The 19,254-nt window shown below is 65.3% G+C and carries 19 protein-coding genes and 1 pseudogene; 12 read left to right on the forward strand and 8 right to left on the reverse strand.

What is annotated here, in order from left to right:
* Positions 1 to 20 precede the first annotated feature (20 nt).
* Both JWM94_RS05415 and JWM94_RS05420 read left to right on the forward strand, forming a co-directional pair.
* Positions 21 to 629 carry a superoxide dismutase gene (locus JWM94_RS05415; protein WP_299422970.1) on the forward strand — a complete coding sequence of 203 codons (609 nt, stop codon included), beginning with the start codon at positions 21 to 23 and terminating at the stop codon, positions 627 to 629.
* Positions 630 to 706: 77 nt separating this feature from the next.
* A complete protein-coding gene (locus JWM94_RS05420; RefSeq protein ID WP_299422975.1) occupies positions 707 to 862 on the forward strand; it encodes a hypothetical protein in 156 nt (51 codons plus the stop codon).
* A 249-nt stretch (positions 863 to 1,111) separates the two neighbouring features.
* On the opposite strand, the gene JWM94_RS05425 is transcribed toward JWM94_RS05420, so the two are convergent.
* Genes JWM94_RS05425 through mtaB form a run of 3 tightly spaced genes read right to left on the reverse strand, consistent with a single transcriptional unit; the run spans position 1,112 to position 4,049 of the window.
* The gene (locus JWM94_RS05425; RefSeq protein WP_299422979.1) at positions 1,112 to 1,822 is read right to left on the reverse strand and encodes an inner membrane-spanning protein YciB; all 711 of its coding nucleotides are present in this window, start codon (positions 1,820 to 1,822) and stop codon (positions 1,112 to 1,114) included.
* A complete protein-coding gene (ftsY, locus tag JWM94_RS05430; RefSeq protein WP_299422984.1) occupies positions 1,819 to 2,754 on the reverse strand; it encodes a signal recognition particle-docking protein FtsY in 936 nt (311 codons plus the stop codon). Before ftsY ends, JWM94_RS05425 begins: the two co-directional genes overlap by 4 nt.
* A complete protein-coding gene (gene mtaB, locus JWM94_RS05435) occupies positions 2,751 to 4,049 on the reverse strand; it encodes a tRNA (N(6)-L-threonylcarbamoyladenosine(37)-C(2))-methylthiotransferase MtaB (protein WP_299422989.1) in 1,299 nt (432 codons plus the stop codon). Before mtaB ends, ftsY begins: the two co-directional genes overlap by 4 nt.
* On the opposite strand from mtaB, the gene JWM94_RS05440 reads away from it, so the two are divergent.
* The gene (locus JWM94_RS05440; RefSeq protein ID WP_299422994.1) at positions 4,048 to 4,626 is read left to right on the forward strand and encodes a DUF924 family protein; all 579 of its coding nucleotides are present in this window, start codon (positions 4,048 to 4,050) and stop codon (positions 4,624 to 4,626) included. The two genes, mtaB and JWM94_RS05440, sit on opposite strands and share 2 nt — an antisense overlap.
* Here the strand turns inward: JWM94_RS05440 and JWM94_RS05445 are convergent.
* Positions 4,601 to 6,202, reverse strand: coding sequence for an EAL domain-containing protein (locus JWM94_RS05445; protein WP_299422998.1), 1,602 nt, complete (start codon positions 6,200 to 6,202; stop codon positions 4,601 to 4,603). The genes JWM94_RS05440 and JWM94_RS05445 overlap by 26 nt on opposite strands.
* A gap of 244 nt (positions 6,203 to 6,446) precedes the next feature.
* On the opposite strand from JWM94_RS05445, the gene ffh reads away from it, so the two are divergent.
* The 3 genes and pseudogenes from ffh (at position 6,447) to rimM (ending at position 9,233) form a co-directional block, all read left to right on the forward strand.
* Positions 6,447 to 7,982, forward strand: coding sequence for a signal recognition particle protein (ffh, locus tag JWM94_RS05450; RefSeq protein ID WP_299423001.1), 1,536 nt, complete (start codon positions 6,447 to 6,449; stop codon positions 7,980 to 7,982).
* A 73-nt stretch (positions 7,983 to 8,055) separates the two neighbouring features.
* Positions 8,056 to 8,502 (forward strand): annotated as a pseudogene (gene rpsP, locus JWM94_RS05455) (30S ribosomal protein S16); the annotation flags it as partial.
* A 251-nt stretch (positions 8,503 to 8,753) separates the two neighbouring features.
* On the forward strand, positions 8,754 to 9,233 hold the full coding sequence (rimM, locus tag JWM94_RS05460; RefSeq protein WP_299423006.1) for a ribosome maturation factor RimM: 480 nt from the start codon (positions 8,754 to 8,756) through the stop codon (positions 9,231 to 9,233).
* Here the strand turns inward: rimM and JWM94_RS05465 are convergent.
* Positions 9,223 to 10,137 carry an NAD(P)/FAD-dependent oxidoreductase gene (locus JWM94_RS05465; RefSeq protein ID WP_299423010.1) on the reverse strand — a complete coding sequence of 305 codons (915 nt, stop codon included), beginning with the start codon at positions 10,135 to 10,137 and terminating at the stop codon, positions 9,223 to 9,225. The two genes, rimM and JWM94_RS05465, sit on opposite strands and share 11 nt — an antisense overlap.
* A 44-nt stretch (positions 10,138 to 10,181) precedes the next feature.
* Here JWM94_RS05465 and trmD point away from each other — a divergent pair, with 44 nt between their 5' ends.
* The gene (trmD, locus tag JWM94_RS05470) at positions 10,182 to 10,907 is read left to right on the forward strand and encodes a tRNA (guanosine(37)-N1)-methyltransferase TrmD (RefSeq protein WP_299423015.1); all 726 of its coding nucleotides are present in this window, start codon (positions 10,182 to 10,184) and stop codon (positions 10,905 to 10,907) included.
* A gap of 1 nt (position 10,908) precedes the next feature.
* A complete protein-coding gene (gene rplS, locus JWM94_RS05475) occupies positions 10,909 to 11,304 on the forward strand; it encodes a 50S ribosomal protein L19 (RefSeq protein ID WP_299423019.1) in 396 nt (131 codons plus the stop codon).
* 255 nt (positions 11,305 to 11,559) lie between these two features.
* On the opposite strand, the gene JWM94_RS05480 is transcribed toward rplS, so the two are convergent.
* Together JWM94_RS05480 and JWM94_RS05485 are read right to left on the reverse strand one after the other, a co-directional pair.
* On the reverse strand, positions 11,560 to 12,969 hold the full coding sequence (locus JWM94_RS05480; RefSeq protein WP_299423024.1) for a hypothetical protein: 1,410 nt from the start codon (positions 12,967 to 12,969) through the stop codon (positions 11,560 to 11,562).
* A 31-nt stretch (positions 12,970 to 13,000) separates the two neighbouring features.
* Positions 13,001 to 13,390: a VOC family protein gene (locus JWM94_RS05485; RefSeq protein WP_299423029.1), complete on the reverse strand. Its 390-nt coding sequence runs from the start codon at positions 13,388 to 13,390 to the stop codon at positions 13,001 to 13,003.
* 67 nt (positions 13,391 to 13,457) lie between these two features.
* On the opposite strand from JWM94_RS05485, the gene soxR reads away from it, so the two are divergent.
* Together soxR and JWM94_RS05495 are read left to right on the forward strand one after the other, a co-directional pair.
* Positions 13,458 to 13,943: a redox-sensitive transcriptional activator SoxR gene (gene soxR / locus JWM94_RS05490; RefSeq protein ID WP_299423033.1), complete on the forward strand. Its 486-nt coding sequence runs from the start codon at positions 13,458 to 13,460 to the stop codon at positions 13,941 to 13,943.
* A 115-nt stretch (positions 13,944 to 14,058) separates the two neighbouring features.
* Positions 14,059 to 16,224: a DPP IV N-terminal domain-containing protein gene (locus tag JWM94_RS05495; RefSeq protein WP_299423188.1), complete on the forward strand. Its 2,166-nt coding sequence runs from the start codon at positions 14,059 to 14,061 to the stop codon at positions 16,222 to 16,224.
* On the opposite strand, the gene JWM94_RS05500 is transcribed toward JWM94_RS05495, so the two are convergent.
* The gene (locus tag JWM94_RS05500; RefSeq protein ID WP_299423038.1) at positions 16,221 to 17,450 is read right to left on the reverse strand and encodes a cysteine desulfurase-like protein; all 1,230 of its coding nucleotides are present in this window, start codon (positions 17,448 to 17,450) and stop codon (positions 16,221 to 16,223) included. The genes JWM94_RS05495 and JWM94_RS05500 overlap by 4 nt on opposite strands.
* A 106-nt stretch (positions 17,451 to 17,556) precedes the next feature.
* On the opposite strand from JWM94_RS05500, the gene JWM94_RS05505 reads away from it, so the two are divergent.
* Positions 17,557 to 18,585: an aspartate-semialdehyde dehydrogenase gene (locus JWM94_RS05505; RefSeq protein WP_299423043.1), complete on the forward strand. Its 1,029-nt coding sequence runs from the start codon at positions 17,557 to 17,559 to the stop codon at positions 18,583 to 18,585.
* On the forward strand, positions 18,582 to 19,235 hold the full coding sequence (locus JWM94_RS05510) for a DUF2238 domain-containing protein (protein ID WP_299423048.1): 654 nt from the start codon (positions 18,582 to 18,584) through the stop codon (positions 19,233 to 19,235). Before JWM94_RS05505 ends, JWM94_RS05510 begins: the two co-directional genes overlap by 4 nt.
* The last annotated feature ends 19 nt before the right edge of the window (positions 19,236 to 19,254 follow it).

Here is a 19,254-nt window from a genome sequence, read left to right on the forward strand (position 1 = left end):
CTCTTTGAAGGAGAAGCCCGATGGCTTTCGAACTCCCCCCGCTGCCTTATGCCTATGACGCGCTGGAACCGACCATCAACGAAGAGACGATGAAGTTCCACCACGACAAGCACCACGCCGCCTATACCGCGAAGCTGAACGAGGGCGTCGCGGCCGATCCCAAGCTGGAGGGCAAGTCGATCGAGGAAATCCTCGGCATGATCTCGTCGCTGCCGCCGCTCGTGCGCAATAATGGCGGCGGATATTGGAACCACGATTTCTTCTGGAAGATCATGACTCCGGGTGGCGGGTCGCCCTCGGGCAAACTCAAGGACGCGGTCGAGGCCTATGGCGGGCTGGACAAGCTGAAGGACGATTTCAACACCAAGGGCGCCGGCCAGTTCGGGTCGGGCTGGGCGTGGGTGATCGCCGATTCATCGGGCGCGCTGAAGGTCACCTCGACGCCGAACCAAGACAATCCGCTGATGGACGACGCCAAGGACAAAGGCACGCCGATCCTGGGCAACGACGTGTGGGAACACGCGTATTACCTGACGTATCGCAACGACCGGCCGGGGTATCTCAAGGCGTGGTGGGACGTGGTGAATTGGGACGAGGCCGGGCGGCGCTTTGATGAGGCGGTCGGCTGATTATCGGCGTAGGGTGAGCAAAAGGCCCTCGGCAATGGCCGGGGCCAAGCTGTTTACAGCGCTGTCCGGAGGTCGGGATGAGCAACACGGAATTGAGTGACCACCAGCTTCTTGACGTCGCCAAGGCTGCGCTCCGTGAGAAGGATTCGGAACGCGCCAAGCTTCTCTTTGCCGAATTTTCTGAGCGCAGTGTGGCAAGGGACAAGGCCAGGGTGGCGAAAGATCCTGTGTGATTGCGCGTCCGAATAAGGCGCCTCGTTCTCCGAAAGCCGCCCGACGGCTAACCGCTCAATAGCTGCTACATTTGCAATGTTGGATTTCGTGCGTCAGCCTATCGCACGCTCTTTTTCATCGTTGGCTCCGGACCTTGCACGCGCACCATCGCGGGCGCGCGCTATCGCTTCGACGGTCGCGACTTTTCGGACGACGTTCGCGCCCCGGCCGGACATCGCCATAGTGTCAACCTAGTGTCAACTTAGCGCCTATTCCGGCGGCAATTCCCTGATCGCGGCGTCGGCCTTCTCGTCGCCTTCTGCCATCAGTCCATGTTTCATCATCATCGGCACATTGGCGAACGCGAACAGCATCGTCAGCGGGATCGCGCCCCATAGCTTGAACCCGGCCCAGAACGTGATCGGGTCACCGGGGTTGGGGGCTGTGGCCCGCCAGACAGCCTCGTTCAGCATGGCCATGAACACGAAGAAGATCGCCCAGTTGCGCGTAACCTTGCGCCACCCGTCGGCATCCAGCCCGGGATAAGCGGTGCCGAGCAATTGTTCGAGGAGCGGCCGCCCAGTGAGCAGCCCGAATGCGAGCGTGCCGGAAAACAGCAAATACACGAACGTCGGCTTCATCTTGATGAAGCTCGGGTCGTGAAAATAGACCGTCAGCCCGCCGAACACGACGACCAAAGCGCCCGAAATCCACAGCATTGGTGAGATCGACTTGAGCTTGATCTGCGATATTACCATCGCGATCACCGTGGCGACCATGAACGCGGTGGTCGCGACGAGCACGCGGGCGATGACGATCGCCTTCATCCGCTCCATGCCGTCGAGGCCGTGCGTGACCCCGGCAACCAGCTTCATCAACGGTGCGTCTGGCGCGAAGAAAGTGATCGCGACGAACACCAGCAACGGCGCGTAATCGATCGCGAGGCGCAGCCCAGAATTGCCGTTCTTCGCGGTTGTCATTTCAGCAACTCCTCGACCCCGGCGATGATTCGCGCGACTTCCTTGGGATCGAACGGCCGCAAATCGTCGATCTTTTCGCCGACGCCGATCGCGTGGATCGGCAAGCCATATTTTTCGGCCGCCGCGACCAGCACGCCGCCGCGCGCGGTCCCGTCGAGCTTGGTCATGACGAGCCCGGTGACGCCGGCGACTTCCTTGAACACCTCGATCTGGCTGAGCGCGTTCTGGCCGGTTGTGGCGTCGAGCACGAGCACGACGTCGTGCGGGGAGGCGGGGTTGATCCGGCCGAGCACCCGGCGGATCTTGGCGAGCTCGTCCATCAGCTCGCGCTTGTTCTGGAGACGCCCGGCGGTATCGACGATCAGCGCATCGATCCCCTTGTCGGTCGCGCGCTTAACCGCCTCGAACACGATCCCCGCGGCATCGCCGCCCTCGGGACCCTTGACCAGCTCGACCTCGGCGCGGTCGGCCCAGGTCTGGAGCTGGCCGATCGCCGCCGCGCGGAACGTGTCGCCCGCCGCCAGCATGACGCCGTAATCCTGTTCCTTGAGCAAATGCGCGAGCTTGGCGATCGTGGTGGTCTTGCCCGACCCGTTGACGCCGATCACCAGGATCACCTGCGGGCGCGGGAACGCCTCGATCTCGAGCGGCTTGGCGACTTTTTCGAGCGTCTTCTCGATTTCCTCGGCAACGACCAGCCGAATGCCGAGCTCCTCCATGTCGCGCTCGAAGCTGCCCTCGGCCAGGCGCACTCGGATGCGGGCGGCGGTGGCAGGGCCGAGGTCCGAGGCGATCAGCGCTTCCTCGATCTCGTCGAGCGTCGCCTCGTCGAGCCGTGCGGTGCCGAGCCCGGCGAGGTTGCCGACCAGCTTGTCCGACGTGCGCTTGAACCCGCCGATCAGGCGATCGCGCCAGGATGGGGTGGTGCTCATGCAGGTGTTCCGATGAGATGGTTTCCGATGGTGCCGGTAATTTCGACCCGCATCACATCTCCCACCGCTCGCCCTGAGCCTGTCGAAGGGCGTGTAGCGGCGGCACGTGCTTCGACAAGCTCAGCACGAACGGGGTTGAGTAGGCGGACATGCGCGAAATTGGGAGCGTGTCCCTGATCGCCGGGTGCTTCGACCAGTATCTGCTGCGCGGTGCCGACGAGATTGTTTAGCCACGCCGTCTTCCGCGCAGCCGCCGCCTCGCGCAGTCGCGCGGCACGCTCGCGGGCGACTTCAGGCTCGACTTGCGGCATCCGCGCGGCGGGGGTGCCGGCGCGGGGCGAGTAGGGGAAGATGTGCGCGTGGACGATGTCGCAATCGTCGATCAGCGCCAGGCTGTTCGCCGCCATCGCCGCGTCCTCGGTCGGGAAACCGGCGATGAGGTCGGCGCCTATCGCGATCTCTGGCCGCGCGGTCTTGAGGCGCTCGACCAGCCGCACTGCGTCGGCGCGCGAATGGCGGCGCTTCATCCGCTTGAGGATCATGTCATCGCCGGCCTGGAGTGACAAATGTAGATGCGGCATCACCCGCGCTTCCTGCGTCAGCAATGCGAACAAGCGGTCGTCGATCTCCGGCGCGTCGATCGACGACAGGCGCAGGCGGGGCAGGGTGGGCACGAGCGTCAGGACGCGCTCGACCAAGCTGCCGAGCGTCGGCTGGCCCGGCAGATCGGCGCCGTAGCTGGTCAAGTCCACCCCGGTAAGCACCACCTCGTTCTTGCCGCTCGCGACGACGCGTTCGATCGCCTCGATCACCGCGCCGGCAGGCGCCGACCGGCTCGGGCCGCGGCCGAACGGGATCGCACAGAAGGTGCAGCGATGGTCGCAGCCATTCTGCACCTCGACGAACGCGCGCGATTGCCCGCACGCGACCGCGAGATGCGGCGCGATCTCGGTCACGCGCGCCATGTCGCGGATCACCAGCGGCGCGGCCGACGCCCAGGCATCGGGCAGCAATTTGTCGCTGTTGCCGATCACCCGATCCACCTCGGGCATCGCGGCGAAGCTCGCCGGGTCGATTTGCGCCGCACATCCCGTCACCGCCAGCAACGCGCCCGGCCGCAACCGCCGCGCCTTGCGGATCGCTGCGCGGCTCTGCTTGACGGCGCTGTTGGTCACGGCACAACTGTTGACCACGACGACGTCGCGGTCGCCGAGCAGCGCGCGGATCGTTTCGCTTTCGGCGATGTTGAGGCGGCACCCCAGGCTGATGACCTCGGGCTGCGAAGGGGACGACATGGCGGGTGATCTAGAGGCGGGCGGCTGCCAAGTCCACGATAAGGCGCGCACAGTGCTGCGCTTCTGGCTCGACGAGACCTCGGCTAGGCAACGCTTCGCCAAGGCCCCGGCCTTGGATGCCGAGATCGCCCGGCGGTTCGGCGTGTGGCGCGATGCCGTGCTGGCGAACAGAGCGGAGGGCTGGACCGACGATCCCGTCGACCTGCTCGCCGCCATCATCCTGCTCGATCAATTCTCGCGCAACATCCATCGCGACACGGCGCGCGCATTCGAAAGCGATGAACTGGCGCTCAGGCTTGCCAGATCGATGGTCGCGAACGGCTGGGACACTGGCTTGTCGGGATTAGAACGGCAATTCGCTTACTTGCCGTTCGAGCATTCCGAGCGAATCGAGGATCAGCGCGAAAGCGTGCGGTTATTCACCGACACCGGGGAAGCGGTTGGCATCGATTACGCACATCGACACCTGATGGTCATCGAACGCTTCGGCCGCTTCCCGTCGCGTAACGCCGCACTCGGGCGCGTATCGACGCCCGAGGAAGAAGAGTATCTCAGCCAGCCAGGCGCTGGCTGGTAAGCGGCTCCTCGATCTTTTCCGCTTGCGGCGTATTCAGCAACCGCCGCTCGGCCAGCAACCGCCGGGCGTTGCCCGCCGACAGTGGCCGCCCGAACACGTGCCCCTGGCCCCGAGCGCAGCCAAGCGAGCGCAAACGCTCCTCGGTCGCTTTGTCCTCGATCCCCTCGGCGGTGATCGACAGGTTGAGGCTTTCGCCCAGCCGCGTGATCGCGTTGACGATCGCAGCGCTTTCGGGGTTCTGGTTGATCGACATGACGAAGCTCTTGTCGATCTTGATCCGGTCGAACGGCAATGCGCGGAGATGCGCGAGGCTCGAATAGCCCGTTCCGAAATCGTCGAGCGCCAGTTTGATCCCCTGGTTCTTCAGGCTGCCGACGATCGACTGCGCGAGCGCCATGTTCTCGAACAAGGCGCTCTCGGTAATCTCGACCTCGAGCCGGTTGGGCGGGAAGCCGGTCTCGGTCAGCAATTTGATGATCTTCTGCGCCAGCCACGCATCCTTGAGTTGCCACGGCGACACGTTGACCGCCAGCGTCAGCGTGGGATGCCAGTCGCGCGCCGCCGCAAACGCCTGACGCATGACGGTCATCGACAGTTCGGCGATCATCCCCGTCTCTTCCGCGATCGGCACGAAATGCTCGGCCTCGACCAGGCCGCGGTGCGGGTGTTCCCAGCGCGCCAGCACTTCGAACCCCATCAGGCGTCCGGTGGTCATGTCGATCTGCTGGTCGAAATAGGGCACGATTTCGCCGCGCGGGATGGCGGCGCGGAGCGATCCTTCCATCTCGTTGCGTTCCTGCAGCTCGCGCTCCATCGACACGTCGAACCAAACGTGGCGATTACGACCGGCATTCTTGGCGGCGTAAAGCGCGATATCGGCAGCACGGAGCAAGGCGTCGATCGTCGGGCAATTGGCATCGCTGCGCGCGATTCCGACCGATGCGGTGATGTTGAGGTGAAGACCCTCGATATGAAACGGCTGGCTCATTCGCGACACCAGCCGTTCGGCGACGCGTTCGACGCTGTCGGGGTTGCTCGGATCGAATAGCATCGCGCAGGCGAATTCGTCGCCGCCGAACCGCGCGGCCAGCGCCATGTCGGGCAACGCGACTTCCATCTCCTCGGCCACGGCGCGGAGCAGCGAATCGCCGACCGTGTGGCCGTGCATGTCGTTGATCGTCTTGAAATGGTCTAGGTCGAGCATCATCAGCGCCACCGCCTTGTGGCGGCGATCGGCACGGACGACCATGGCGGCGCCTTCCTCGGCCAGACTGCGGCGGTTGAGGAAGCCGGTAAGCGGGTCTTTCGACGCCAGGATCGTGGCGCGTTCCTCGGCTGCGGCACGTTCGGACACTTCGCGCGTCAGGTCGCGGTGGCGCCGCCAGCCGAACAGGATCAGCGCGACGTTGAGCAACAGCGCGATGACCAATGTCTGGTCGTTGCCGCCCTTGCCCGCCAGATAGTTGGACACGATCATCGACAGCGCGGCGCTGCCGGTACCGACGAACATCAGGATGGCGGCGACGGTGATCGCGCCGCCCAACAGATCACGCCGGGCCGTGGCCGGTTCGCTCATGCCCCAAAATCCCTTTACCAGCGACCGTGCACGGTCCTGTCCAGCGCCAGTGATCGCATCTACAGGGTCAAGAAGGGGTTAAGCCGACGGCGGCGGTTGCGTTTTTTCTCGCGCGCGCCTAGGGGACCGCCAACCGTTCCCTTTGCGAACGTAAGACAGCGCACCCATGTGGTGACGCCGGCCGACGAGGTTTCGTCCGCCGGCGTGTTTTGCGTTTGGGGTCCGGCAGAGGAGTTTTGGGTCTATGTTCGACAGCCTGAGCGATCGCCTTGGCGGTGTGTTCGACCGGTTGCGTGGCCGTGGCGCGCTGACCGAGGCGGACGTGCGCGCGGCGATGCGCGAGGTAAGGGTCGCGTTGCTCGAGGCCGATGTTGCGCTGCCCGTCGCCCGCGATTTCGTCGAGAAGGTCACCGAGCAAGCGATCGGTCAGAACGTATTGCGTTCGGTCACGCCGGGGCAGCAAGTCGTCAAGATCGTCCATGATGCGTTGGTCGAGATGCTCGGCGCCGACGAGAGCGAGCTCAATCTGGGGGTCACGCCGCCAGCCGTCATCATGATGGTCGGCCTGCAGGGGTCGGGCAAGACGACCACCACCGCCAAGATCGCCAAGCGGTTGTCGAGCGGGCAGGGCGGGCGCGAGCGCAAGAAGGTGCTGATGGCGTCGCTCGACGTCAATCGCCCCAATGCGCAGGAGCAACTCGCGGTGCTCGGCGAGCAGACCGAGGTCGCAACCTTGCCGGTCGTGCCGGGGCAGCAACCGGTCGATATCGCGCGCCGCGCGATCCAGGCGGCGAAGCTGCAGGGCTACGACGTCCTGATGCTCGACACCGCGGGTCGCCTCCACGTCGATCAGGCGCTGATGGACGAGATGAAGGCGGTCGCCGACATTTCGAAGCCACAGGAAATCCTGCTCGTCGTCGATAGCTTGACCGGCCAGGACGCGGTCAACGTCGCGCAAAGCTTCTCCGCCCAAGTGCCGCTGACCGGCGTGGTGCTGACCCGGATGGACGGCGACGCGCGTGGTGGTGCGGCGCTGTCGATGCGTGCGGTCACCGGCAAGCCGATCAAGTTTGCCGGCACCGGCGAAAAGCTCGATGCGCTGGAGGGTTTCCACCCCAGCCGCGTCGCCGGCCGCATCCTCGGCATGGGTGACGTCGTGTCGCTGGTCGAGCGCGCCGCAGAGTCCATCCAGCAGGAAGACGCCGAGCGCATGGCGCGGCGGATGGAAAAGGGTCAGTTCGATATGAACGACCTGCGCGCCCAGCTCCAGCAAATGGCCAAAATGGGCGGCATCGGCGCGCTGGCCGGCATGATCCCTGGCATGAAGAAGGCGCAGGCAGCGATGGCCGCGTCCAATGTCGATGAGAAGATCCTGGTCAGGATGGACGCGGTGATCTCCTCGATGACGCCAAAGGAGCGGGCACGGCCCGAACTGCTCAACGCCAAGCGCAAGATCCGTGTTGCCAAAGGCTCGGGCACCACCGTGCAGGACGTCAACAAGCTGATGAAGATGCATCAGGAAATGGCCTCCGCCATGAAGCGCATCATAATGATGGGTGGGCTGAAGGGCATGATGGCGATGCTCGGCAAGGGCGGCGGCGGCATGGGTGGCATGGGTGGTCCGGACGGCGGCGGGGGCGGCATGGGCGGTCTTGGTGGTGCGGGCGGCCTCGATCTCAGCGATGCTGTAAACCAGATGGGCGGTCTGCCCGGTCTGCCTGGCACCGGCGCCAAGATGCCGCCGGGCTTTCAGAATTTCATGAACGTCAAGAAAAAATGACGGCGCAGCCGTCATCCCGGCGAAGGCCGGGATCCAGTCACTAAAACGTATCTCAGAAGGAAGTAGAACTAAAATGGCTATCAGCATTCGTCTTTCGCGTGGCGGTTCCAAGAAGCGCCCGTATTACCGTATCGTCGTTGCCGATGCGCGCAGCCCGCGCGACGGCAAGTTCATCGAGAAGATCGGCAACTACAACCCGCTCCTCGCCAAGGATTCGGACCAGCGCGTCCAGCTCGACACCGAGCGGGCCAAGCATTGGCTGAGCGTCGGTGCGCAGCCGACCGACCGCGTCGCCCGCTTCCTCGACGCCGCCGGCGTGCGTGAGCGGCCTGCGAAGAACAACCCCAACAAGGGCAAGCCGGGCGAGAAGGCCGTCGAGCGTCTCGAAGAGCGCGCCGAGAAGGCGACTGCCGCCGCTGCCGCCGCCGAAGAGGCGAAGAACGCGCCTGCGCCCGAGCCGGTCGTCGAGGAAGTAACGGCGGAAACGCCAGCCGAAGGCTCGAACGAGGAAACCGAAGCCGTCGTCGCGGCCGAAATCGAAGCCGCGACCGAAGAGCCGACGCCGGAAGCCGAAGCCATCGCCGAGGCGGTGTCCGAACAGACTCCGCCGGTCGAGGCGGCCGCTGAAGAAGCTCCTGCCGCCGAGGAAGCTCCGGCCGTTGATGAAGCTCCCGCCGCCGATGCCAACGAATCGACCCCCGACGCCGATGCCGGCGACGACGAGTCGACCGAAGGCAAGTCCGCCCAGGCACCGGCTGAGGGCTGAGCCTTATGCCGAATGACACCCCCGTCACGCTCGCCGCCGTCATCGGCGCGCATGGCGTGGCGGGGGAGGTCCGGCTCAAGGTGTTCGCCGACGACCTCAAGCCGTTCAAAGCTTTCAACAATGGCGCGCTGACGCTCACGTCGCTGCGCCCGACTCCGCAAGGCGCGATCGCGCGTTTCGCAGAGATCGCCGATCGCAACGCCGCCGAGGCTTTGCGCGGCACCGAACTCACCGTTCCCCGATCCGCGTTGCCGCCGCTGGTGGACGGCGAATATTATCACGCCGACCTGATCGGTTTGCCCGCCGTTTCCGATGTGGGTGAGCCGCTCGGTCGTGTCGTGCTGGTCGAAAATTTCGGCGCGGGCGATGTGATCGAGATCGAGCGGACGGACGGCAAGCGTTTCATGGTGCCGATGCGTCCCGAGGCAGTGCCCGAATGGAATGCCGAGCGACTGGTTGTCGCCGCCGCATTCGCTAGCGCCTGAGCGGCTGTTGCTCGTCGAGCAGATTGCGGATGGTCGTCGCGGCGACACCGGCTTCGCCCATCGCATGGCTGATCTGGTCGAGGCCCTTCACGACGTCGCCCGCCGCGAACAGGCCGGGGACCGACGTGCGCTGGTGCGCGTCCACCTCCAGGCATCCGTCCTTACTGGCCCGCGCGCCTGCCGCCACCGCCAGTTCCGACCGGATTACCGAGCCCAGCGCCGGATAGATCGTATCGAATGCGCGCTCGCCCTCGGACGTCGCGACCCGGATCGTCTCGCCGTCGGGCGTGATCGGCGTGCAGGGTCCGTCGAGGTGCTCGATCCGCGCGGCGTCCAGCTTGGCGCGACAGGCATCGTCCAGCTCGTGCGCGGCACCGGGCGCCACCAGCGTCACATGCTTGCTGAACCCGCGCAGGAACAGAGCCTCGCGCATGCCATGGTCGCCGGTGCCGATCACCCCGACGCGCTTGTCGGTGACTTCGTAGCCGTCGCAGATCGGGCAATAGCGGATCAGCCCTTTGGCGAGCGCCGCGTCGTGCGCGTCCTTCGGCATGTCGGGCGGATTGTTGATCACCCCGGTCGCGAGCAGCACGGTACGCGTTTGCACGCTGCGATCGCCGATCCGCACGGCAAACTTGCCATCGACCGGCGTGATCGCGTCGACATGCGCATCCTCGCGCACCGCGCCGAACCGTTCGGCCTGGCGGCGCATGAGTTGCAGCAACTCGACGCCTGGAATCCCGTCGGGATACCCGGCATGGTTGTTGGTGCGCGGGATCAGCGCGGCGCGGCTCGACCCGTCGTCGAACAGCCGGATACGCAAGTGGAACCGTGCGAGATAGATCGCCGCGGTCAGCCCGGCGGGGCCTGCGCCCACGATGATGCAGTCGTCGATTTCGGCCATACCTGTCCCTTGCCAATTCCTGCCCCAACGCGGATGGAGCCGCAATGTTCGCTGCGACCGTCCTGACGTTGTATCCGGAGATGTTTCCCGGGCCGCTCGGCGTGTCGCTGGCGGGCAAGGCGCTGGGCGAGGGGAAATGGTCGCTCGACGCGGTCAACATCCGCGACTTCGCGATCGACAAGCATCGGACGGTGGACGACACGCCCGCAGGCGGCGGGGCAGGGATGGTGTTGCGTGCCGATGTGCTCGCCGCGGCGATCGACAGCGTGGCTAATGACCGCCCGATCCTGGCAATGACACCGCGAGGTACGCCGTTGACGCAGGCCCGAATCCGCGATCTCGCGACCGGCCCCGGGGCGATCGTCCTGTGCGGCCGTTTCGAAGGTTTCGACGAGCGGATCTTCGAGGGCCGTGCGGTCGATCAAGTCTCCATCGGCGACTATGTCCTGTCGGGCGGGGAGATGGGCGCGCTGGTGCTGCTCGACGCTTGCATTCGGCTGCTTCCCGGCGTAATGGGCGCGCCTTCCAGCGGCGTGGACGAGAGCTTCGAGATGGGGCTGCTCGAATACCCGCATTATACCCGACCTCAAGAGTGGGAAGGGCGCACGATCCCCGAAGTGCTGCGATCGGGGGATCATGCGAGGATCGACGCTTGGCGAAAAGCCCAGGCCGAGACCGATACACGGCTACGGAGGCCGGACCTTTGGGAGCGCCATGAGGGCGCTCGGGCCCGATCTCCCTCTGGCGCGCGGCAGAAGAAGGACGAATGACATGAACGTCATCCAGACGATCGAGGCGGAGAACATTGCCAAGTTTCTCGAAGCCAAGAAGATTCCCGAGTTCCGCCCCGGCGACACGCTGAAGGTCGGCGTGAAGGTGGTCGAAGGCGAGCGCACCCGCGTGCAGAATTACGAGGGCGTGTGCATCGCGCGCTCGAACAAGGGCATGGGAAGCAACTTCACCGTGCGGAAGATTTCGTTCGGTGAGGGCGTCGAGCGCGTCTTCCCGCTCTATTCGCCGAACATCGACAGCATCGAAGTCGTCCGCAAGGGCGCGGTGCGTCGCGCCAAGCTGTATTATTTGCGTGGCCGCACCGGCAAGTCGGCACGTATCGCCGAACGCCGCGACACGCGTCCCGCCAAGGGGGCGGCCGAAACCGCCGAGTAATCGGACGGGCTTTGTGCCGAACGATCCGGGGCGTCGGAACTTCGGTTCCGGCGCCCCTTTTCGTTGCCGACCGCGCTTGGCTTCACACATTTCCCGTAAAACGCGCAGGAATCGCAAAGCCCGGCGTACGATAATTTCCAACAGAGCTGCGATGATATGTCGCGTGAGCATCGCGTCAAGACGGGCCGGATAGGCAGTCATGCCGCTAGGCTGACACACGAAATCCTACATTTGAACCTTTTTTGTTCGCGCCGATCATGCCGGCGAAAATGCTCGCCAAGCGAGGCATGCGATCAGTAAGATCAGCGGCGGCGTTGCGGCAAGCGCCAGCGTGGGTCGGGCGGTCTTTGTCCCGCCGAAAATATTGGCCGCGGCGATGACCGCCGCGATCGCAGCCGCCAGCATGGTCCACCAGTGATAGCGCAGCTCCGACGCGACACTGAACGCGGCATAGCCCATGCCGTAGAGGAACGACGACAGCGCCAGCGGCACGATCAGCCGGCGAGAGGGCAGCGTCGGCGCGATCACCAGCAACCCGAGCGCCAGCGCGATCCACACGATTGGCCAGCCGAGCGGGGTGCTCGCACTCCACATCGCCGCGGCGTCGATCGCACTCAGCAACGGGCCGGGCGTGACTCGGTACCCCCACTCGTTGGGTGGCGGGTCGATCTGCACCGCGCGCTCGGTTGCATCGCGCGAGAAAAGCCGCGTGTTGATGCTGAAATGCGCCAGCCGGTGCTCGGCATAGGCAATCGGGTGCGCCGCGACCTGGCTCAGCCACCAGCGATAGGGGCTGATATGCCGGGCCGCGAACGCCTCCTGGACGTTGTCGAACCCGATGTCGCACGGGTTCGCGCCCCACCAGGCATAACGGTCCCATTTCGACGGGTCGTAGCAGGCGCTGACGATGCCGGCGGGGTCGTCGCTGTCGTCGAAATCCGCGATCGGCGGGAACGCGTTGTGACCGCTGAAATGGGTGATGCCGCCCAGGTCGAACACCACCAGCGACAGGCCCACGCCGCTCGGCTTCGCGCCGATCAGGCGATTGGCGAGCGGGAGCGCGGCGATCATCACCGCACCGGTGACGGCAACGGCAGCGATAAGGCGAAGCCTCCCACGCCACCAGGCGGCGGGCAGCAACGCGACCGCGAGCGGGACGGTCGCGAGGAACGCGTTGAAGCGCAACGTGGCGGCGAAGATCAGCAACGCGATTCCCGCGATCCGCCATCCCGCCGCGCGTTGCTCGGGCTCAGCCCATGCCAGCGTGGCGGTGGCGGCGATCAGCGCGCCGGCCATCAGGCAATCCTTCAGCACCTCGCCGGTCAGCGCGAGTCCGAACGGCATCAATCCGCACGTCAGGATTGCGGCGGCCAACCAGCGCCGGTGCCGCTGGAGTGCCCAGCCCGCAAGCAGTGCCAGTCCACCCCATTCGAGCGCAAGCTGCAGCACAAGCATCGGCGCTGGCCCGCTATGAATGGCGATCAACTGGCGCCACAGCCATTCCATCGCGGGCGGATGCCAGTCGTCGAAATCCCCGCTGACCGCCTGACCGTATTGCCGGATCGCGTCCCACGTCATGAAGCCGGGCCAATAGGCGAGCGCGGTCAGGGTTGCGCCAGTTAGGGCGGCGAGTCCGATGAATAATGGAGCAAGGTGGCGGCGCACCGGACGCTGCTCCGGCAAGCGGCCGCTTCCGTCAAGCGGCTTGCCGGTAACTGACGATCTCGAACTCGGTCCCGTCGAAATCGAGGAAATAGAAACGCCGCCCCGGTTCGTAGTCGCCATGGCTGAACGGGATCAGTCCGGCGGCTTCGACCCGGCGCTCCACATCGTCGAGATCGTCGACGACGATGCCGACATGGTTGAACGGACGGCCCTTGCGGAACGTGTCGGCGGGGGTGGCGTCGCCGTCGTGCGTGTAGAGCGCGATGTAGAACCGATCGTCGCCGACATGGATCGTTCGACCGCCGAGCGCCGAGGGGCCGCTCCAGCGCTCGTTCCAGCCGAACAGATCGTGGAGCAATTTGGCGCTGCGTTCGGGAGCACGGACGGTGAGATTTACGTGTTCGATAAAGGCGTTCGGCATTGCATGCTCCTGTTGGCCGGGTGCGGCGATTGCGAGTCGTACAACCTCAAGTTAAGGTGAGGTCAAGATGCCTTCTCCCAATCAAGAATCCGCGACGCTGACGATCGGCGATCTCGCCCGTCGCACCGGATTGTCGGTCTCAGCGATCCGCTTTTACGAGGAGAAGGGGTTGATCCAGCCGCACCGCAGCCGCGGCAATCAGCGGCGCTTCCTGCGCTCCGACATCCGCCGGCTGTCGTTCGCGCTGATCGCTCAACGGCTCGGCTTCACGCTGGAGCGGATCGCGACCGAGATGGCGCATCTGCCGCAGGGTCGCGCGCCGACCCAGGCCGATTGGACCCGGATCAGCGGGGGATTCAAGGCGGCACTCGACGCACGGATCGCGACGCTGGAGCGGATGCGCGATACGCTCGACGGGTGCATCGGCTGCGGGTGCCTCTCGCTCGATCGCTGTGCGCTCTACAATCCCGCCGACCGGCTGGCGGCGGAGGGGCCGGGGCCGCGGCTGGTGCTGCGCGATGAGCCTTTACCTGCGCGTGGTGTATCGCAATAAGTCACCAACGCTCGCGGATCGCCGGGCGATCGACGGAGTCGTAGAGGATATGCGGGCATGGATGATCGGGTTGGCCGCGCTGGCGGCGCCCGTCGCGATATGGGGTGGCGCGGCGATGGCTGCTGACGACACGCCGCAGGCGCTGACGCTCGAACGCATCTTCGCCAGCCCCGACCTGGCCGGGCCGCAGCCGCAATCGATGAAACTGTCGCCGGACGGCAAACTGGTGACGCTGCTCAAGCCGCGCGCCGATGAGCGCAACCGCTTCGACCTCTGGGCGCTCGACACCGCGACCGGGCAAGAGCGAATGCTGGTCGATTCGAAGAAGGTCGGCACCGGCGCCGATTTGACCGAAGCCGAAAAGATGCAGCGCGAACGCGACCGCACGCTGACCGGCAAGATCGGCATCGTCGCCTATGATTGGGCGCCCGACGGCAAGTCGATCCTCGTGCCGCTCGATGGCGACCTCTATTTGGCGACGCTCGACGGCAAGGTCACGCGGCTGACCAATTCGCCGGGCGGCGAGCTCAACCCGGCGATCAGCCCGGCGGGCGGGTTCGTCAGCTTCGTGCGCGACCAGAACCTCTACGCCCAGCCGCTCGGCGGCGGCGCGGCCAAGGCGCTGACCAGCGACGGCGCCGGCACGGTGCATTGGGGCGAAGCCGAGTTCGTCGCGCAGGAGGAGATGGACCGCCGCACCGGATACTGGTGGTCGCCGAAAGACCGGCTGGTCGCGGTCGAGCGGTTCGACGAAGCGCCGGTCGGCGTGGTCACGCGCGCGGCAATCGGCGCCGACGGCACCAAGGTGTACGAGCAGCGCTATCCGGCGGCGGGCACCCCGAACGTGCGCGTCGAATTGTGGGTGATCGACCCAGCGAGTGGGCGCAAGGTCAAGATCGATCTGGGCAATGATCCCGATATCTATCTGGCGCGCGTCGACTGGACGCCCGACGGCAAGACGCTCCTCGTTCAGCGGGAGAATCGCGACCAGACGCTGCTCGACGTACTCGCGGTCGATCCGGCGACGGGCAAGGCGAAGACCTGGTTCAGCGAAAAGGCCGCGGCGAAGAGTTGGATCAACCTCAGCGACGATTATCGCGCGCTCGACGACGGCAGCCTAATCTGGTGGTCCGAACGCGACGGCTACGGGCATCTCTATCGCTTTGCCAAGGGCAAGTGGATGCAACTGACCAAGGGGCCATGGGTGGTGAGCAAGCTGGTCGGCGTCGATCAGGCGCGCGGGCGGCTCTATTTCCTCGGCAACAAGGACGATTTCCTCGAGCAACAGCTCTATTCGGTCGATATCGCCAAGCCCAACCAAATCACGCGGCTGACCGAGCGCGGCTGGTGGAACAGCGGCGCGGTGATGGACTCGGCGGCGACGCGATTGATCGTCACGCGCTCCAACCAGAACCAGCCACCGCAGACCTATCTCGCCGACCCGGCGGGCAAGCGGATCGCGTGGATCAACGAGAATGCGGTGAAGCCGGGGCATCCTTATTACCCGTATCTGGCCGATCACAAACAGCGAACGTTCGGGTCGTTCAAGGCGGCCGACGGATCGACGCTCTATTACGAGATGATTACGCCCAAGCTGGAGCCGGGCAAGCGCTATCCCATTTTCTACCAGCATTATGGCGGCCCGGGCACGCGCCAGCAGGTGACGCGCGCGTGGACCAGTCCGATCAGCCAATATATCGCCGATCAGGGCTATATCTATTTCCAGATCGACAATCGCGGCTCGAATTATCGCGGGAAGGCTTTCGAGGACCAGATCTATCGCGCGATGGGGACCGTCGAGGTCGCCGACCAGCTGGCGGGCGCGAAATGGATCAAGGCGCAATCGTACGTCGATCCCGCCCGGGTGGGCATCTATGGCTGGTCGTACGGCGGCTACATGACGCTCAAGATGCTGGAGGCCAATCCTGGCGCCTATGCGGCGGGCGTCTCGGGCGCGCCGGTGACGAAGTGGGAACTCTACGACACGCACTACACCGAACGGTATATGGGCAGCCCGAAGACGGACGCGAAGGCTTATGCTGCCTCGGATGCGATGGGCGACTCGACGAAGATCGCCGATCCGCTGATGCTGATCCACGGCATGTCGGACGATAACGTCGTGTTCGAGAATTCGACCGCGTTCGCCGCGAAGATGCAGGCCGCAGACCGCCCGTTCGAGATGATGTTCTACCCCGGCAAGACCCACGCCGCGGGCGGCAGCGTCCATGCGTGGCGGACGATCATGGATTTCTTCGACCGGACGGTGAAGAACAAGCGCTAGAGGTCGCGCAGCGCCGCGATCAGCCGGTCGACTTCTTCGGTCGTGCTGTAATGGCATAGACCGACGCGGAGCAGCCCGCCCGGACCGGCCAGGCCGAGCCGGTCGATCGCCTCGACCGCGTAGAAATGTCCGGCCCAGGCGAAGATGCCGCGATCGGCGAGATGCTGCGATACCGCCTGAGGGTCGTGGCCGGCGAGCGTGAACGAAAAGGTCGGCACGCGGCCGTCCATCGTCGGCGGGCCCCACAGCTTGAGGCCGGGGATCGTGGCGAGGCCGGCCAACATATGCTCGCCGATGCCGCGCTCATACACGGCGATCGAAGTCATCGCCGCGATCAGGCGGGCACGGCGGCTGTTGGCGGCGGGATCGGCGTCGCCGCCGAGCCATTCGAGATAGTCGATCGCGCCGAGCACGCCGGCCTGGCCTTCGAACGATGGCGTGCCGGTTTCGAACCGGTGCGCGCCGTCGCCGCCGGCCGGGCGAACCTTATAGGCGCGCGGGGACAGGCCGGCACGCATCCACAGCACGCCCTGGTGCGGCCCGAAAAATTTGTACGGCGAGCAAGCGAGAAAGTCGCAGCCGAGCGTAGCGACATCGGTGACGACGTGCGGGACCGACTGAACCGCATCGATATACGTCAGCGCGTCGCTCCGCGCGCGGACCAGCACGCAGGCTTCCGCGACCGGGTTGAGCGTGCCGAGCGCGTTGCTTGCCATGCCGAGCGCGACCAGCCTGGTCTTCGGCCCGAGCAGTGCCGCCAGGTCGTCGAGCGACCAGCGCCCGGTTGTGGGATCGAAATCGAGCCAGCGCACGCTCATCCCGCGATCCTCGGCGACCTGGAGCCAGGGCGCGACATTGGCGTCATGGTCGAGCCGCGTGACAATCAGTTCGTCGCCCGCCCGCCAATCGCGGGCCAGCGCACGCGACACCGCGAAGGTGATCGATGTCATGTTGGGCCCGAACGCGATCTCCGCCGGCTTGGCCCCGAGCAGGTCCGCCATCGCCGCCTGCGCCTGCGCGCACATCGCCGCCGTCTCTATCGAGGTCGCAAACGGGCCGCCGGCATGCGCCGACCCTTCGCTCATTCGTTGTGCGACGCCGGCGATTGCGCGATCGCATGCCGCGGTCCCGCCGGGCGCGTCGAAATAGACCGCGGGTTGACCCGATACGTGCCGCGACAAGGCCGGGAAATGCGATCGGACGGCTGCTATCGGGAAATCGGGCATCAATCTGACCTTCGCGGGGCACCAAGAAAAGCGCGCTTCCATTCTGCCCGACCGAGCCTAAGTAGCAAGCGCCGCCGACTGGGCGCGCAAATGTGGGAATAGTCAGATGGGTTACCGGATCGTCGTCGCGGGAGCGACGGGCAATGTCGGGCGCGAGATGCTCAATATCCTGGCGGAACGCGAGTTTCCGGCGGACGAGATCGCCGTCGTCGCGTCGGCGCGTAGCCAGGGCGATATCGTCGATTTCGGTGAGACCGGGAAGCAGTTCAAGGTCCAGAATATCGAGCATTTCGATCCCCAGGGCTGGGACATTGCGTTGTTCGCGATCGGGTCGGAGGGCTCCAGGCTCCACGCCCCGCGCTTCGCCGCGGCGGGCTGCACAGTGATCGACAATGCCTCGCTCTACCGTATGGACCCCGACGTGCCGCTGATCGTGCCCGAGGTGAACCCCGAGGCGATCGAGGGCTATCGCGCCAAGAACATCATCGCCAATCCCAATTGCTCGACCGCGCAGATGGTCGTCGCGCTCAAGCCGCTGCACGATGCCGCGCGGATCAAGCGCGTCGTGGTGGCGACCTACCAATCGGTCTCGGGCGCTGGCAAGGCGGGGATGGACGAGCTGTTCGAACAATCGCGCAACATCTTCGTCGGCGACCCCGCCACGCCGAGCAAGTTCACCAAGCAGATCGCGTTCAACGTGATCCCGCACATCGACGCCTTCCTCGACGACGGATCGACCAAGGAAGAGTGGAAGATGGTGGTCGAGACCAAGAAGATCCTCGACCCCAGGATCAAGGTCCATGCGACCTGCGTGCGCGTGCCGGTGTTCGTCGGGCATTCGGAAGCGATCAACATCGAGTTCGAAGACGAAATCTCCGCCGCGCAAGCCAAGCGCATCCTGCGCGAGGCACCGGGGGTTATGCTGATCGACAAGCATGAGGACGGCGGATACGTCACGCCGATCGAATGCGTCGGCGAATACGCGACCTTCATCAGCCGCGTGCGCGAGGACCCGACGGTGGAGAACGGGCTCAGCCTGTGGTGCGTCAGCGATAACCTCCGCAAGGGCGCGGCGCTCAACGCGGTGCAGATCGCCGAGTTGCTCGGAAGGCGGCATCTGCAGAAGGCAGCGTGAGCGGGTATATCGCCGCCTGGCGCGCGCTGCCCCGTCGCCAGTTCGCGGCGTTGACCGTGCTGGCGGTTGCGGTCGCGCTCGCCAATGTCGACCAGCCCTATCCGGCGGTCGCGCCGCTTCAGCATATTCCGACCGTCTTGCTGATCCTGGCCGCGCCGCCTTTGCTGCGGCGCTGGCCGCTGTCGAACGGGGCAGTGTGGTCGGTCGCGGCGTTCTTTTTGCTGCATACCGTTGCGGGCCGATGGACCTATTCGAACGTTCCCTACGATGCATGGGCCCATGCGCTGACCGGCCACACGATCAACGAATTGTTCGGCGCCACGCGAAACGGTTTCGACCGCCTCGTGCATTTGAGCTTCGGCCTTCTCGCAATACGTCCGGTCGCAGAAGTGATGCGGCGTCATGCGGGCAGCGGAGTGCGAGCAAGCCTGTGGACGGCGTTCCTGTTCGTCGGCGCGGTCAGTGCGCTGTATGAAATCTTCGAATGGACGCTGACGATGATGGTCGCGCCCGGGCTGGCCGACGACTATAACGGTCAGCAAGGCGACGTGTGGGATGCCCAGAAGGACATGGCGATCGCGATGGTCGGCGCGGCGATCGGCTGGGTGATGGAGATGTTCCGGGCCCGCCGTGGTAATACAGCACCTTGACCGCTTTGTGAGGTGACAC

It is taken from the genome of Sphingomonas bacterium, assembly GCF_028289855.1.
GTDB lineage: Bacteria > Pseudomonadota > Alphaproteobacteria > Sphingomonadales > Sphingomonadaceae > Sphingomonas.